The following is a 15,315-nucleotide window of genomic DNA, read 5'->3' as shown; positions in this document are numbered from 1 at the left end:
TGCCGCGCCACCGACGACGAGGGCGCCGTGGCGACGGCCGAGCGACTCGACCGCACGGCCCGGGTTCGCCCCCCTCAAGGCCGGCGGCCTGGCCGATGCCGGACGCATCGAGTCGCCCGGGGGCGACCTGCACCAGTTCGGCCCCGACAGCGAGCTCGTAGACCTCGCCCAGGCGGCCGCTGCCCTGAGCGAGGTCGGCCGCTGAGCCTGATCCGGGCCCAGCGGGCCCTGCCGACCTGTCCACGGCGATCCGCCGACCAGCCGCCCGCCCCTCACCTCGTCCAGAGGGTTCGACGGCCCGGGCGCCACGGGGCGGTGGCTCGCAGTCGGCGGAACTGCCTTCTCCGTCGCCCGCACGCCTGCGCCCCGGGTCAGGTGTGATCCAGGAGCGGTGGTTCGGTACCTGCTGCCCTGAGCCCGCTGGAGCGGCCCCGTGCCTGCCACCGCTGACGGCGCCTGCAGAGCGCCTCCGGTCGCCGCCCCAGGAGCTCGCCCCGGACACCTCCGGGCCCGCAGTGTGGTGGTCGTGCTTCAGGAGATGCCTCCCTGTTCTCCGGCCTTGCGGCCACGCTCGCCGGGGGGCATGGCGGGAGTCTCGCCGTAGGTGTAGGCGCTGCGGATGTGTCCGTCCAGGGCATGGACGATGACCTGGGCGGGCTGGTGCTGCCTGGCGTGGCGGCGGGCGGCGTCGATCGCGTCCTGCTGGGTGCGGTGCGGCTCGTGCAGGAGCCGGCGTCCTTCTCTGCCCTCGACCTGCCACTTCACGCCGGCTGCCGCCGCACGCTCGCCGGATGGTGAGACGTGGTAGATGGTCTGTTTCCCTGCCATGATCGCTCTCCTCGGCCGGCAGGCGGACTCTGACGGGCGTGGGGCCGCACGCCGCCTGTTGGTGTCCGCCTGGATGGCTTCTGCCCGTACCGGCAGCCCCGAACCAGACCCCGGCACCGTCCCTGCGGGCAGGCTCCTCCGGGGACCGCCGGGGCAGCGCCCTCGGCGGGAATCCGGTCACCCACGGTCCGTGCCTGGTGACGCGGAGGATGTGGCGGGGTGAGGGCGGTCAGGGCGTGGCTCCCGATTCGGCTGTCGCTCTGCCAGGGGAAGACGACGGAGCTGAGCTTGAGCGTCTCGGCCCGCCGCCGGGGGCCTGGAGGCCCTGCCGGCGTCGCCGTACTCGGACGGCGCCGCGACGCCTTCCACGCCGGTGCGGTCAGCGCGGACCCGCCTTCGGGGGTTCCGAGCACCACCTGGACCTCGCCGGAGGCGGCCGATGCCGGACGAGTCACGGTCGTCGCCAGTGCGACGGCGGCAGCGGCCGCCAGGCAGAGCCAGGCTCGGCGGGCGATTGGCATTCGCATGCGGCCCCCAAGACGCCGCAGGAGCGCGTGTGCCTTGGCTCTTCAGGGTCGGGCGGCCCGTCCGATGTACGTCGCCCACCTGCGGCTTCGGCTGGTGGTGCATGCGCCGTACCGAACCGCCCAGCTGTACGTACGCGACGTGCCCCTGTTGCGACCGCCCGGGCGGACCGATCTGCTCCAAATCCTGTGGTGCCCCTCGGAGCACCCGCCGGAGTACAAGCCTCCGGTCAAGCTGTTCTGGCGGACCGCCGCGGACGGCACCGACGTGCTGACCGCGCCGCCCCAGCCGTACGACGCGGATGAGGACTTCTACGTGCCGCAGCCGTGCGTGCTCGCGCCGGAAGAGGTCATCGAGTACCCCGATTTCCTGGAGTTGCCCGAGGAATTGCGGCGTCAGCTGTTGGTTCCGGACCTCTGGGAGGCTGCCGGCGTCGACTTGGGCAATTTCCGCGAGGCGCCGCAGGAGTTGTACGACGTCGACCTCTCCCACGCCCCCGGTTGGAAGATCGGCGGCTGGGCCCCTCGGGTCCGACGCCAATCACCTGCAGCTGTACGGCTGCCCGGCGTTCGCGGGCACGGGCCACCCGCATACCGACCTCGTGCAGTGACCCAGCCCGCAAGGGCGCCTGGGCGAGCTGGTCGTGGTTCAGCGACGTCGGCCCCAGGACCGCACGGCCCGAACGGCGCTTCCCGCCGGCTGGGGCTTCGGCCGGCCGGTGGCTCGGCCAAGGTATGCGCGCGTCATCGGAAGCCGCCGGGGCTGCCTGCGAGAACCGCGGAAGCCGGATAGGCGCGCTACCTCTGCTGCTCGGCCGTCCACCCCGGAGGTGCCGGGCTCGGTCTGCGGTCAACGGCATGGAGATACGTTCGAATTCAATACGAATGTGCGAGGAAATTCGGCGAACGGCTGTTACGGAATGTGCTACTCCGTTTGGGTGGTGGGCTTTCTGAGTGCGCCGGGTGGTGCGCCGGTGCGCATGGACCGCCGTGCCGATGGGGAGGGCGGGTGGGTGCAGGGAGCATCGGTTGTCAGGGTCGCGCCTGGCCGATGTGCGTGCGGTGTGCACGCGAGTGTGACGGGAACATCCGCTTCTGGTAACCGGGCTCGGTTGGTGCTGCACCGGGGTGGGTGCCGGGTCGAGAGTGTGGCCCTCGGCTCACTCCGGGCCGGGAAACCGCACCGCCGTCACCACCTGTTTCGGCTGGTGGGGCATGCTGCTTGAGGGAGCGTCACCCATGTCGTCCGTTTCTTCCTCCGTCCGCCGTATCGCTGCGACCGTCCTGGCCGCCGGAGCCGTTGTCGGTGCCGCCGCGCTGCCGGCCGGCGCGCAGGACCACGACCGCCGCCAGCACCCGCGGGTGGAGATCAGCCAGGTCCAGGCCGACAGCCCCGGACGCGACGACCACTCCAACCGGTCCCTGAACAACGAGTGGGTGGAGATCACCAACACCACGCGTGACGCCATGAACCTCCGCGGCTGGACCCTGCGCGACGACGACGGCAACCGCTACCGCTTCGACAACGTCCGCATCAACAGCCACGCCACCATCCGCATCCACACCGGAACCGGCCACAACACCCGCACCGACCTGTTCCAGAACCGCCGCGAGTACATCTGGGGCAACCGGGCCGACACCGCCACCCTGCGCGACGACCACAACCGCGTCGTCGACACCGAGACCTGGGGCCGCCGCCACTGATCCCTGAAAGCCGGGCTGCCACCGGCAACAGCCCGCGCCCTCGGACACACCAGCACTGGACAGTAGGCACGTGTACGCCTGGCCTTGAGAGTTCTCACGGCCAGGCGTACACGTGCCTGTGTCCTGCAGGCATTGGCTTGGCGTGGGCAGCACGGAGAAGTGCGGCCCTGTCAGGCGAGTTTTCGGCAACGGCCCTGGCCGGTTGCCGCTGTCGGCCACCCCGAGCAGCACGTGCCGGCTCGGGCCCACCAGACGGCTCTCGAACACCTCGAACCCCTCCTACCGCGGCCCGCAGGCCCCGGTGGCCCGGGCCCGGCTTCCCCGATGTCCTCGCGCTCCGCCGGGTGGCGGCGCCTCGATAGGGGCGAAGGACCAGTTCAGCTTCGCGGTGGATGCTGCCGCTGCCGCCGTCTGACTGATCGGGCGTCCGGCTGGCCGGTTCGCTGCCGTTCCGGCATTCCGTTCCCTGGACCACAGAGAGGCCGTGCCCGCGGGCTGCCGCGATCCCGTTCTTGATGGTCGGTTTCGGGGCCGCCGAACCTGTCGGCCGGGCGCCGACGCACCGTCTTCCGGGGCCGATGAAGTCTCCGTAGTCGTCCCAGTACCCCCAGCCTGGGCGCGAGAGCGCGAGTTCGATCCGGCTGAGCCCGAAGCCTCGTTGGCGAGGATGCCGTGCACGGTCGGCTCGGTCGGCCGGGATGACTTGCACGTATGCGGGAAGACGCCGACGGCACCGGCTCAGTCCGGGGTGGGCAGATGGACCGAGGCGAGTTTGGCCGGGTCGACGACGATGTGGATGCTGGTGATCCGGCCTTCGGTGACGGTGAAGGCGATGATGGAGAGAGGGCTTCCGTCGGGGCCCCAGGACATGTGACCGGGGATGCCGTTGACCAGCACGGGTCGATGGCGGGCGACCTCACCGGAGAACATGCGGGCGCCGGTGGCGACCTTGGTGGAGCCGAGGGTGACGACCAGGCCGTCGGGGGTGTCGACGGTCAGTTTCACGTTCGGGTCGAGGACACGCAGGAGCGCTTCGAAGTCGCCGCTCAGGGCGGCGGCGCCGAATGCCTGGACGACCGCTCGGTGCTCGCGGCCGCGGCCCGCCGGCCGGTCCGTGGTTCGGACCTTACGGCGGGCGCGGCTGGCGACCATCTTGGTGGCGTCAGTGGATTTGCCCAGGATCTGGCCGATTTCCTGGAACGGGACCGCGAACATGTCGTGCAGGACGAACGCCAGTCGTTCGCTCGGGGTGAGCGAGTCGAGCACGACCAGCAGGGCAAGGCCTACTGAATCGGCCAGCGCCACCTGTTCGTCCGGCGCGGGGTCATCGTCGGGTGTCACCACGAGGTCCGCGAACTCTTGCTCGTAGGCGGTTTCGGGGTGGGCCTGACGGGCTCTCAGGAGATCCAGGCTGATTCGGCCGACTACGGTGGTCAGCCAGCCGGCCAGATTGCCGATGGTCGCCTCATCCTGGCGGACGAGGCGCATCCAGGCTTCCTGGACCACGTCCTCGGCATCGGCGTGCGAGCCCAATACCCGGTAGGCGACGGCGCGCAGCCGGTCTCGCTGGGCTTCGAACGCCTCGGACACGAGGACGGACGGGTCGGCGGTCACGGCTTTCGCGGCTGACGGAGGGAGACCCGGTTACCGTCCGGGTCCACCGCCTCGACGCGGACACCGAACGGATATTCCACGGGCTCGGACTCTTCGAAGGTGACGCCGCGTCGGCGCATGATCTCGAAATCCTTTCGCAAGTCCTCGGATTCGAGGATGAGCGGACCGGGCGCGCCCATGCCGCCAGGCTGTCCCGCGGCCGGCGCATGCGGCCACAGGATGATCTGCACGGGGCTGTCGGGCACGCCGACAGTGAGGAAGCGTCCGTCGGGCCCCGGGACGTCGAGCCGCTTTTCCAGGCCGAGTCCGTCGGTGTAGAACTCCAGCGCGCGGTCCTGATCAGTGACGTAGATCGTCACGTACATGATGTTGGTCAGCATCCGGTTCCCGATTCCACTCGTTGGTGCGGCGACCGTTCGTACGGGGCCGTCACACCTATGACGAATGCCGACGGGCGAAGGTAACAGGTCTGGTCGGTCCGGACGGACACCCGGAATGCGAGATCGGCATCACCCACAGGTCAGGACCGGCCATTGATCGGGGTCACCTTCCCTGGCAGGCAAACAGCGGGACCCCGTCCGAGGGCCCGACTCACGCGAACCACACCTACGACGACTCTCCGTGGTGGCCCGTGTGCGTCGTGGTCGTGGGCGGGAATGCGGAGAAGAGGGCGAGCAGGCCGGCGATGTCGCGGTCGGCTTCGGCGGGGTGTCGGAACTTGGCTCCGGGGGTGATCCGGTAGTGGTTACGGCGTCCTTCGCGTACTCGGGTGAGGTATCCCTCCTGCTCCAGGTCGGCGACGATCGACTGCACGCTCCGCTCGGTCAGTACGCAGGTCGAGGCGACTTCCCGTAGACGGGCTCCGGGGTCCTTGGCCAGGGCGAGGAGCACGCGTGCGTGGCTCGTCAGGAACGTCCAGGAGCCTCTGGGAGGCACTTCATCAGCCATAACTCCAGAATGCCCGTTCTTTGGATATATGTCCTGTTTTTCGTGTAATTCTTGACGTACGTCGGTCGGGTGCCGACGATGCTGATGGAAGGAGAAACAGCCCTGGAACGCGTGGGGAGGCAGCCATGACCGCGATCGCGCGCCACGACCGCCCGGACGTATCCCAGACCGTCGGCCTGGAGGTCTCGGTGACCCCCAGCCCACCTCCGGGGACGGCCCACGTCCGCGTGAGCGGCGAGGTCGACTTCGGCAACGCCGCGATCCTCCGCGAAGACCTCCTGACCGCTCTCGCCTCCCAACGGGACACCCCTCTTGTGGATCTGAGCGTGGACCTGAGCCGGGTCACCTTCTGTGATTGCGCGGGACTCAACGCCCTCCTGTCGACCCGCCTCGCCGCCCTGCGAATCGGCCGAGGCGTGCGCATCACCGCCGCGAGCCGCCCCGTCGAGCGGCTCCTCCACCTCACCGCCACGGGCTTCCTGCTCGCCTCACGATGCCCGCCGGAAAGCAAGTGATCTCCATGACCGCGTCCACCTCGTTCGCCGCCGATCCTCGGACAGCCCGCCACGCCCCCGACATACCCCCACCACCCGAGCGCACGCTTGCGGGGCATGTGGGCGCGCCGATGGCAACGACCTCGTCCCGCCCGCGGGGCGGGGCGCATCCTGCCCGCCGCGGCTACGCCCGGCCCGAGCCTGTTCCAGTACCCAAAGGGCTGTCCCCGTGTCCGCCGGGTCCGACCAGCCGGGCCGGCGTCCAGCCCACAGCCAGAGGCGGTGGATCATGAACGCCAGGAAGAAGGATCTACGCCCGGAGCTTCTGCCCGATCTGGGTGCTGCTGTGGACGAACACGGCCGGCCCGCGGGAGTTCCTTCCCGGACGGGTACGGGCGGCGGGCCGCCCGTCGACCCGGACCGTGTCGAACGTGCCCGCCAGGAGGAGAAGGACCGGAAGGCGGGGGGTGCCCGGTCGGCGGATTCCGCGGAAGTCGCGCGGGGGCCGGCGGAATGAGGCGGCTCTGGGCGGGCAGGCGCACGGCGCGCCTGGCGGCATCACCACACCGTACGGAGAACGCAGGACGAGAAAAGGAGGGATCGTCATGCCTCGTGGTTCCAGTCCCAAGAGGGAACGCCAGTACGAGCACATCAAGGAGAGCGCCGAGCGGCGCGGCGAGAGCACGAAGCGTGCCGAGGAAATCGCGGCCCGCACCGTGAACAAGGAACGAGCCCGCTCCGGCGAGTCGAAAACCGCGAGCCGGTCCTCACTGGAGGACATCTCGCCGTCCAGGCGTGGTGGGCTGCGCTCCCACAGCGGTGCGCAGGGCCCCACCAAGGAGCAGCTGTACAACGAGGCGAAGCAGAAGGGCATCGAGGGCCGTTCGAAGATGGACAAGGCAGAACTGAAGCGCGCTCTCGGCCACTGAACCGGCCGGGGTGCATGTGAGGGACGGGCTCTGCCGTGACCGAGTCCGACATCTGCGTCTTCTGCCCGGACTCGGGGCATGCCGCCCCGGCCCACCTCACCCACCCCGACGGCCTGGACGGTCTCGCGCGGGCACCGGAAGTACGGGGCCGAGGTCATGGAGGCCGTGGAGCGACGAGCTGTCGAACACGGCGACCTCGGGGCCATGGTCCGTCCGCCTGGGTCCGATGTCCGATGTGTGCACGTGTTGGGCACAGGGGGGCGCCGGGGTCCGTCGGCGGCACGGACCTCTCGCCTTCACTCCATGGCGGAACCCAGGTATGTGACTTGGGGTGCGGTGCATTGACGATGCACTTCCGCCACGCCCGTCCTGCACGGCCCGCGAAATCGCCTGACCGGCGGGTGCATCTCCGTGTACGCGGGTGGATCCAATTGGGCATGTGTGCGGGACTGCCTCTTGTGGGTGAGCCGACCCCTGCCCATCCGGGTGGCAAGTCGGATGATCGACAATGTGAGTTTGATTATTGTCATGGCCAATTCCGTCGTCGGGTGTGTTTGTATCAACCCCCCTCCGCGTCTCATCCGTGAGTGGTGCGTGAATAGTTCCGCGTAATATGCGGCGGCGACACACCAGGGCTTCCCGGGCGAACGGTAGGGCCCGGTACGCCACGGCCCCAAACAGGAAATGGCCTCTTGATGAAGCTGAGAATCCAAGCGGTTCAGCGCCGCACTCTGTCCGGCTGGATGGCCTCGGCCGTAGCCGTAACGGTTGCCGCTGTAATGGTCGCCGGATTGCCGACGCAGGCACTGGCCATCGCGACACCCGTGCCGCTGGGCACCACCGCCAGCTACTCCGTTCTGGCAGGTCAGGGCGTCACCAACACCGGCAACTCGGTGCTCGACCACGACCTCGGGACGCACCCCAACCCGGCCATCACCGGGTTCCCGCCCGGGCTGGTGCTCGGTGCCGTGCACCCCGCGGACCCGGCGGCCGCTCAGGCCAAGAGCGATCTGATCGTGGCGTACAACAATGCGGCCGGCCAATTGACCGGCCAGGCACCGGACTTCCCGCTGGCGGCTGGAATCGGCGGGGGCCAGGAACTGCTTCCTGGCGTCCACAGGGCCACATCCGGTGTCGGACTCACCGGTGACCTCGTCCTGAACGCCGGGGGAAACCCCAATTCGGTCTGGGTGTTCCAGATTCCCGAAGCCCTGACCACGGCATCCAACAGCCGGATTCTCCTCACGAACGGTGCTTCGCCGTGCAACGTGTACTGGCAGATCGGGAGTTCGGCGACCCTCGGCACCACCTCCACCTTCGTGGGCACCATCATGGCGCTGACCTCCATCTTCGTGAACCAGGGGGCGAACATCGAGGGCCGGGCGCTGGCTCGTAACGGCGAGGTGACGCTCAACAACAACCGGATCTTCCTCGGCGGCTGCGCCACCGGTGGAACGACCTCCGGTACGACCGCGGGAACGCCGACTGCCGGTACGACGACCGGTACGACCGCGGGAACGCCGACTGCCGGTACGACGACCGGCACGACCGCGGGAACCCCGACCGCCGGATCGACGACCGGCACGACCGTGGGTCTGATCGGCGGTGGCCTCCTGGGCGGCCCGATCGTCGACCTCGTCTCCGGCGGCACCTCGGGGAACATCGCCGGGAACACCGCGGGCAACACCTCAGGGAACACCGCGGGCAACACGACCGGCGGTGCCATTTCCGGGGGCAACGCCACCGGCGGGCACGGCGGTCGGCCCGGGGGCCCGGACCACGGCGGCAAGCCGGGAGACGAGCACGGCTGGTCGGGCAATGGGCATGACGAGGGACCCGGTAAGCCGGACCACGGCCACGGGCACGACGGGAAGCCCGGCGAGCACTACGGCTACGGCGACAAGCCCGAGGGCCACGAAGGCCACGAGGGCCACGAGGGCCACGAGGGCCACGAGGGCCACGAAGGCCACGAGGGCCACGAGGGCCACGAAGGCCACGAGGGCCACGAGGGCCACCAGGAATAGGCGGCAGGCTGCACGATTTCCGTTCACCGGATGACTGCGCGCGGCGGAATTCTCGTCGAATCCGCCGCGCGCCGTCGGTGAGAATCACAGAGACCTCAGACGAACAGCAGACATGGGAAAGCCAGGGTGGGATGTGTCGATCCGGGAATCTGCCGGCGTGAAGGAACTCCATCAGTCCTACTCCGATCCACCCGTCGAGCAGCATCCCGACGAAGCGGTCGGGCCGGTCGGACCGCAGGAGCCGCCCCTGGGTGTTCGTGCGCTGAAAGCAGGGGTGCACACCGTCGTAGCGCTCTGTCTGGTGACGGCTCTGGTCCACATCGTCCTGGTGTTCCTGCATGTAGCCCCCTCCAATCCCGTATCGAGGCGCTACAGTTCACAGGTCAACGCATGGGTTTACCCGCTCTTCGAACAGAACTGGCGACTCTTCGCCCCGGACCCTGACTCCTTCAACCGGCAGATCCTGGCGAGAACCGCGTACACCGATTCCAAAGGATCGGTGCGGGTGAGCCCCTGGCTCGATCTGGCTGCCGTGGACAATGCCGCAGTCGACCACGATGTGTTTCCGAGCCACACATCCCAGAACCTCCTGCGCCGCGCCTGGACCTCTTATGTCGAGACGCACGGAGGAAGCGACACGGCACGCTCGGAACGAGCCGTGATGTTGCAGCAGTACCTGCGCAACATCGCCGCAGACCGCGTCGCCGCCCGCAACGCCGGCGTCACTTTCGACTTCATTCAGCTCCGGGTCGTCACCGTGCCCGTACCCGCGCCCGGCACAGCGACGGGGAACCGCCCGCCGACACCCACCGAGACCCGGCTCCTGCCCTGGTGGAAGGTCACCTCCCATGGGAAATGAGCAGACCCCCCAGCCCCCGTCCGGGTCAGCCGCGCCGTACCGGTCTGCGGGCCACGAGGCTTCCATCGTCGGCACGGCCCACACGTGGTTCCTCGACCGGATCGGCGGTCTGTGGGCGCTTTGCACCCACCGGCCGATTTCCCTCTACGCCGCATCGGTTTTGCGCATCGGCTACGGACTGCTCTACCTGATCTTCCTGATCCGCGAGTTCCCGCACCGCGACGAGATCTGGGGCCCCGGATCGCCCTGGACACCGGCGCTGGCACGAGAGCTCTTCGATCAGACTGGCTGGAGCAGCGTCCTGATCCTGTCGGACAGCCGTCCCTACTTCGAACTCTGCTACCTGATGGCCGTCCTCACGTCCACGCTGTTCATGCTGGGCTGGCGGACCCGCGTCATGTCCGTCCTCTTCGCCGTCGTCGTGACCTCGTTCCACGCAAGAGCGATCTTCATGACGGATGGGGGCGACAACCTGATCCTGCTGATGGCCCTCTACCTCGTCCTCACCGCCTGCGGCCGGCGCTGGTCCCTGGACGCACGTCGAAACCGACTCAAGGCAGCTCGATCGGGCAACGCGCCAGAGCCGGTGAGGAGCTTCCAAAGCCAACAATTCCACGATGCACGCGTCACCTTGACCACGGTGATGCACAACTGCGGCATCCTTGTCATCGCGGCACAAGTCTGCTTCCTCTACGGATCAGCCGGCTTGTACAAGATCCAGGGCCCTACCTGGGGCGGGGGTACCGCTCTCCACTACGCGCTGAATCTCGAACTCTTCCAGCCGTGGCCCGCGCTCTCCCACCTCGTGGACCAGTTTCCGATGGTGATCGCGATCGCCAGCTACGTGACGGTGCTCTTGCAGGTCGCCTTCCCGTTCGTGCTCTTCGGCAGACTCAAGTATCCCGTTCTGACCGTGCTACTGGGCATGCACATCGGGATCGCAGTACTCCTGGGACTGCCCCTCTTCTCCGGCGCGATGATCGTCGCGGACGCCGTGTTTCTTCCCGACCGCTTCTACGCCTTCCTGCCTCACCTGTGGCGACGCGCAGCACAGCGCACGGGGATGTGCCGCCCGGCGCCCGGCCGAACGGCAGGATCCGGCGTCCCTTCGCAGGGCAGGCCCGGCGTACCCGGCTCCGGACAACGAGCCGTTCCTGCACAGAAGGACACCACGCCGGCCACCGGGCTCGTATCCGGGCAGAGCTGAGCAGCCGAGCGGACCGCTCGCCCCATGCTCCGGAGGAGTCCCTCCGGGCGCTTCGACTTGGAGGCTTGCACGAATGGATGACCCTTCGGCCTTGACGGTTACAGCCGGCAGATGGCACTGCGGCAGCTGAGGTACTTCGTCACCGTCGCCGAGGAACTGCACTTCGGCCGGCGAGGGGTGTGCGTGGGCGATGACCAGGTCACGATCAAGCTCACGAGGGGCGAGGCACCGGTGTCGTCGTCGAAGGTTCCGCCGCGGAGCACGGCGAAGCGGACGTCGGACCGTCGTCCCGAGTCGGGGCAGGACATCGTGGTGGTGGCCGCGTCCGACCAGCAGGGTCCGGCGGCGGCCACCCCGTGTACGCCGACGACACCGGCATCGTCAGGGTCGAGATCAGCGACCGCGAGGAAGGTGCGCGTGCTGCCGAGCGGCGGCGGCCAGGAGCCGGCGCTCCACCCGTGAGCCGGGGGGTGGGCAACGCCGCCGTCGACGGCGCGCCTGCCCCGCTCCCGGCGCCCCGGCACGCAGGATGCCGCCTGCCTGCCGCCCGCCCTGGTGAGTATCCGCACGGCCGGGGTGGGCAGGGCAGGCGCGAGGTGACACGGACAGCGGACCGATGGGCGGCGGCATGCGAAGCGTAGGCGTGGAAGAGGAGCTGTTGCTGGTGGACGCCCACAGCGGTGAGCCACTGGCCCTGTCGGGGGCCGTGCTGGCGGCCGCGGACCGGTCGGGTGGACAGCGGACGGAGCACGGCGAACCGCAGGGGCACACCTTCGAGAAGGAGCTGCAGAAGGAGCAGCTGGAGTTCGCCACCAAACCCGTGTCGGAGATGGGCGAGCTCCAGGAGGAGATCACCCGCTGGCGGGCGGAGGCCGCCCGGCACGCCGCGTCCGCCGGCGCGCTGGTCGCGGCCCTGGGCACCTCCCCGCTGACCGTCCGGCCCTCGTTGAACACGGGTAAGCGGTACGAGTGGCTCGGCGAGCAGTTCGGCCTGACCGCGCAGGAGCAGCTGACCTGCGGCTGCCATGTCCACGTGTCGGTCGAATCGGACGAGGAGGGCGTCGCCGTCCTGGACCGGATCCGGCCCTGGCTGCCCGTCCTCACCGCGATGAGCGCGAACTCGCCGTTCTGGCAGGGCGAGGACAGCGGGTACGGCAGCTACCGCAGCCGGGTGTGGAACCGGTTGCCGTCGGCCGGGCCCACGGACGTCTTCGGGTCCGCCGACCGCTACCACCAGCAGGTGCGCGCCATGCTCGACACCGGCGTGCTACACGACGAAGGGATGATCTACTTCGACGCCCGGCTGTCCGCCGCCTATCCGACGGTGGAGGTCAGGGTCGCAGACGTCTGCCTGGAGGCGTCGACCCCGGTCCTCCTCGCGGCCCTGGTACGAGGCCTGGTCGAGACCGCCGCCCGCGCCTGGCAGGACGGGCAGCCGCCGGCCGGGATCGGCACGGGACTGCTGCGGCTCGCGACCTGGCGCGCCGCCCGCTCGGGGCTGGACGGCCCGCTCCTCGATCCCCGTACGATGCGCGAGACACCACCCGCCGCGGCCGTCGAAGCGCTCTACGCCCATGTACGCGAAGCGCTGGCCGACCACGGCGACGACGAACTCGTCCGTGACGGCATCGGCCGCCTCCTGGAGCATGGCAACGGGGCGCGTGTCCAGCGCGGGCTGCTGCGAGCGGAGGGCACGCTCGGCGCCGTGGCCACCCGCTGCGCGGAGATCACCGCCGGCGTCGCCATCTGAGCCGGATGCGGTGCGTCGATGCCGGCCAGGTTGGGGCCGGTGTTCGCCGGGTTGATGGCCACCCGGCCGCTGTGATGGCGTCGCCATCGAGGTGGAGCCGGCCCGGCGGCAGGCGGGCAGACCGGTCCCGGCACCCAGGGGAGGGTGCCGGGACCGGGGTCACGCGAGGGAAGGCGATCAGGAGTGAGAGCCGCCGAAGGGGACACCGGTGACGTAGTAGGCGCTGAGCTCCTCGCGGTAGCCGACGTCGCCGAGGTGCTTGTCGCGGTGGAATTCGGGGGCGTTCTTGATCTGTTCCTTGCGGCGGTTGACGAAGATCTTCTCGTCCTCCGTGTCGATCCTGACGACCGTGCTCGCCGGGAGCAGGACCTCCTTGCCGAAGATCCATACGCCGGTGTCGACGACCAGGTACGCGTCGCCGGCCTCGTCGGAGTGCTTGTCGACCTTGCCGATGGTGCCGTCGGTCGCCTCGACCTTGTAGCCGGTCAGGTCCGTACCGGTCAGGTGGCCCGCGGTCGGCTGGTAACTCCACACATGCTCGGTCACGCGAAATGCAACTCCTCTGGTCAGCGGAGGACGGCCGGGAATGGATTCCCCGCCCGACCCTCCTTGCTCCGTACCTCGCACTCGGCGGGTGTGTTGCGTTCTTCTGCCTTTTTCCATCTGCCCGGCCTACATGTTTTCACGCGCCCGGACGGGTGCTGTGGCGCTCCTACCAGCGATACCAGCGACCGGAGCCGGCCTTCGGGCGGGCGATGAACCCGATCAGCCATAGAACCAATACGGCGATCGCGATCCACCAGAGAATCTTCAGCGCGAAACCAGCGCCGAAGAGGATCAAGACCAGGAGAAGAACGAGAAGCAGGGGAACCATGATTATCAACCTCCGAAACGTCATCTGCCCGAACGCAAACGTCATCTGCCCGAACGCAAACGTCATCTGCCCGAACGCATCAGAGGCATGCATCCGATTTTTATTTGTTTCTTATCCAGCTGGCTGGGCAAGAGAATTCCCCTGCCCGTGGAAGTCCTGTACGCCGTCGGGCCAGGTGTCCGCGCGCCCGCCGGCCGCCCGGACCGGCTCGCGTCAGCGGGTGAGGAAGCGGGTGGCGCCCACGTAGACGCGGCCGGTGGAACCGATGGGCTCCTCCCTGACAGGGTCACCGGTCCGAGGCGAGTTGATCATCATGGGTTCGCCGTTCCTCGTCCCCGAATAGATGCCGACGTGGGTGACATCGGTCCCGGTCGCGGGGCGGAAGGCGACGATGTCCCCGAGCTTGAGGTCCTGCGTACCGGTGATCCGCACCCCCGCGGCCGAGCCGGCGGGTACCTGCCCGCCGCCCGCCTCGAACTGCGGCTGGGCGTCCCGGGGGATCGTCACGCCGAGGGCGGAGTAGACCTGGCCGGTGAGCCCGGAGCAGTCGTAGCCGAACCCGGAGGTGCCCGACCACAGGTAGGGCAGACCCAGGAAGGCCCGTGCGGCGGCGACCACGTCCGCGCCGCTCGGTGCGACCGGCACCCTCGCCAGGTCGTCAGCCCGGAAGAACAGCCGGCCGCCACTGGGGGAGTAGGCGGCGACGACCCCGGGCAACGGACCGGTCTTCACCGGGAAGGAGGTGTTGTACGAGTACTCGCCCACCTGCCCGGACGGGCTGCCGGTGAGCGCGGCCCGGGCGGTGGCGAAGCCCCGGGCCGTGGGGCGGGCAACGCGTTCCTCGTGCGTACCCCCGGGCGGGCGCCGGTGCTCCGAGGTCAGTTGCCGGTCGGGAATCCAGCCCGGGTAGGCGCCCCGTCCCTCCTGGTCCCTGGGGGTGGGCTGGCCGTGCACCCATACGTGGTCCCAGAGCAGACCGCCGTGCCACTCGGTGCGGTCGACGCTCACCGTGACGCCGTGGAGGGCCTGCGTCTCCCCGGCGACCTCACGCCGCTCGTCCAGGGACATGGTGGCCAACCAGCCGCGGATGTCCGCGGGATTGGCGGTCGCCGCAGCATCCACGGGCCGGACCTGTTCCGGGCTCACCCAGACCTGAGCGACCGTCACGTTGACGTAGCAGGTCGCGGCGCCGTCGCAGGGACGTGGCACGGCGGACACGGAGGGGCGGGCCGGGGTGGTGGGAGCCGCGGGGACCGCAGCGGCCGGAGTGGTGAGGGCGAGGAGCACGGCGGCGGTGGCCGTGGCCGTCAGGACGGTCTTCACGGAGTACATGTGTCGATCCTGTCCAGGGCGAGGCCGGCCGACACGGAGAACCGGATTCCGGCGGCTGCGTCGCTTACGCCCGGGGTGACGAGCGGTGCGTGAGGGTTCCAGGACCGGGCAGCGGCCAGGGGAGCGACCCGTGCTGGCCGGTCTGGGCCGGGCGCTGACAGCGGTCTGTCGGCTACTGCGGCCGACACGGTGCCGGCCGGTGGTGTCGGTGGCTTGTCGGGGCTGTCG

General features: G+C 69.4%; 16 protein-coding genes. 9 read left to right on the top strand and 7 right to left on the bottom strand.

What is annotated here, in order from left to right; all coding sequences use genetic code 11:
- Positions 1–531: 531 nt before the first annotated feature.
- Positions 532–828 (bottom strand): DUF2188 domain-containing protein, encoded by a 297-nt coding sequence (locus tag SLAV_RS02130; protein WP_030226572.1) that lies wholly within the window; start codon positions 826–828, stop codon positions 532–534.
- Positions 829–2,591: 1,763 nt separating this feature from the next.
- Between SLAV_RS02130 and SLAV_RS02125 the strand changes: the two genes are divergently transcribed.
- The gene (locus SLAV_RS02125) at positions 2,592–3,056 is read left to right on the top strand and encodes a lamin tail domain-containing protein (RefSeq protein ID WP_030226574.1); all 465 of its coding nucleotides are present in this window, start codon (positions 2,592–2,594) and stop codon (positions 3,054–3,056) included.
- Between the two features lie 738 nt (positions 3,057–3,794).
- Here SLAV_RS02125 and SLAV_RS02120 read toward each other — a convergent pair.
- From SLAV_RS02120 to SLAV_RS02110, 3 genes are all read right to left on the bottom strand, one after another.
- Positions 3,795–4,670, bottom strand: coding sequence for a sigma-70 family RNA polymerase sigma factor (locus SLAV_RS02120; RefSeq protein WP_030226576.1), 876 nt, complete (start codon positions 4,668–4,670; stop codon positions 3,795–3,797).
- Entirely contained in the window at positions 4,667–5,050 is a 384-nt protein-coding gene (locus tag SLAV_RS02115) for a VOC family protein (protein WP_030226578.1), read from the bottom strand. The genes SLAV_RS02120 and SLAV_RS02115 overlap by 4 nt, the downstream gene beginning before the upstream one ends.
- Positions 5,051–5,276: 226 nt before the next feature.
- Entirely contained in the window at positions 5,277–5,618 is a 342-nt protein-coding gene (locus SLAV_RS02110; RefSeq protein WP_051840393.1) for a helix-turn-helix transcriptional regulator, read from the bottom strand.
- A gap of 125 nt (positions 5,619–5,743) precedes the next feature.
- Here SLAV_RS02110 and SLAV_RS02105 point away from each other — a divergent pair, with 125 nt between their 5' ends.
- The 8 genes from SLAV_RS02105 to SLAV_RS02080 all read left to right on the top strand — a co-directional run bounded on the left by SLAV_RS02105 (position 5,744) and on the right by SLAV_RS02080 (position 12,881).
- Positions 5,744–6,133, top strand: a complete 390-nt coding sequence (locus tag SLAV_RS02105; RefSeq protein WP_051840394.1) for an STAS domain-containing protein — start codon at positions 5,744–5,746, stop codon at positions 6,131–6,133.
- A 584-nt stretch (positions 6,134–6,717) separates the two neighbouring features.
- Positions 6,718–7,041: a hypothetical protein gene (locus SLAV_RS02100; protein WP_030226582.1), complete on the top strand. Its 324-nt coding sequence runs from the start codon at positions 6,718–6,720 to the stop codon at positions 7,039–7,041.
- A 695-nt stretch (positions 7,042–7,736) separates the two neighbouring features.
- Positions 7,737–9,065: an ice-binding family protein gene (locus tag SLAV_RS02095; RefSeq protein ID WP_030226584.1), complete on the top strand. Its 1,329-nt coding sequence runs from the start codon at positions 7,737–7,739 to the stop codon at positions 9,063–9,065.
- Positions 9,066–9,177: 112 nt separating this feature from the next.
- Positions 9,178–9,924 (top strand): DUF5819 family protein, encoded by a 747-nt coding sequence (locus SLAV_RS02090; RefSeq protein WP_078950138.1) that lies wholly within the window; start codon positions 9,178–9,180, stop codon positions 9,922–9,924.
- Complete coding sequence (locus tag SLAV_RS02085; RefSeq protein WP_030226595.1) at positions 9,914–11,131, top strand: HTTM domain-containing protein; 1,218 nt, start codon at positions 9,914–9,916, stop codon at positions 11,129–11,131. The genes SLAV_RS02090 and SLAV_RS02085 overlap by 11 nt, the downstream gene beginning before the upstream one ends.
- 111 nt (positions 11,132–11,242) lie before the next feature.
- Complete coding sequence (locus SLAV_RS41450) at positions 11,243–11,593, top strand: hypothetical protein (protein WP_030226596.1); 351 nt, start codon at positions 11,243–11,245, stop codon at positions 11,591–11,593.
- On the top strand, positions 11,488–11,772 hold the full coding sequence (locus SLAV_RS42130; protein WP_234333437.1) for a hypothetical protein: 285 nt from the start codon (positions 11,488–11,490) through the stop codon (positions 11,770–11,772). The genes SLAV_RS41450 and SLAV_RS42130 overlap by 106 nt, the downstream gene beginning before the upstream one ends.
- A complete protein-coding gene (locus SLAV_RS02080; protein ID WP_030226598.1) occupies positions 11,760–12,881 on the top strand; it encodes a glutamate--cysteine ligase in 1,122 nt (373 codons plus the stop codon). Before SLAV_RS42130 ends, SLAV_RS02080 begins: the two co-directional genes overlap by 13 nt.
- A 177-nt stretch (positions 12,882–13,058) precedes the next feature.
- Here the strand turns inward: SLAV_RS02080 and SLAV_RS02075 are convergent, their stop codons facing one another.
- From SLAV_RS02075 to SLAV_RS02065, 3 genes are all read right to left on the bottom strand, one after another.
- Positions 13,059–13,427 (bottom strand): PRC-barrel domain-containing protein, encoded by a 369-nt coding sequence (locus SLAV_RS02075; protein ID WP_030226604.1) that lies wholly within the window; start codon positions 13,425–13,427, stop codon positions 13,059–13,061.
- 166 nt (positions 13,428–13,593) lie between these two features.
- Positions 13,594–13,779 carry a hydrophobic protein gene (locus SLAV_RS02070; protein ID WP_199922134.1) on the bottom strand — a complete coding sequence of 62 codons (186 nt, stop codon included), beginning with the start codon at positions 13,777–13,779 and terminating at the stop codon, positions 13,594–13,596.
- A 189-nt stretch (positions 13,780–13,968) separates the two neighbouring features.
- Complete coding sequence (locus SLAV_RS02065; RefSeq protein WP_030226608.1) at positions 13,969–15,087, bottom strand: C40 family peptidase; 1,119 nt, start codon at positions 15,085–15,087, stop codon at positions 13,969–13,971.
- Positions 15,088–15,315: the final 228 nt, after the last annotated feature.

Source organism: Streptomyces lavendulae subsp. lavendulae (assembly GCF_002803845.1).
GTDB classification, from domain to species: domain Bacteria; phylum Actinomycetota; class Actinomycetes; order Streptomycetales; family Streptomycetaceae; genus Streptomyces; species Streptomyces lavendulae.
This window is presented reverse-complemented; position numbering and strand designations above follow the sequence as displayed.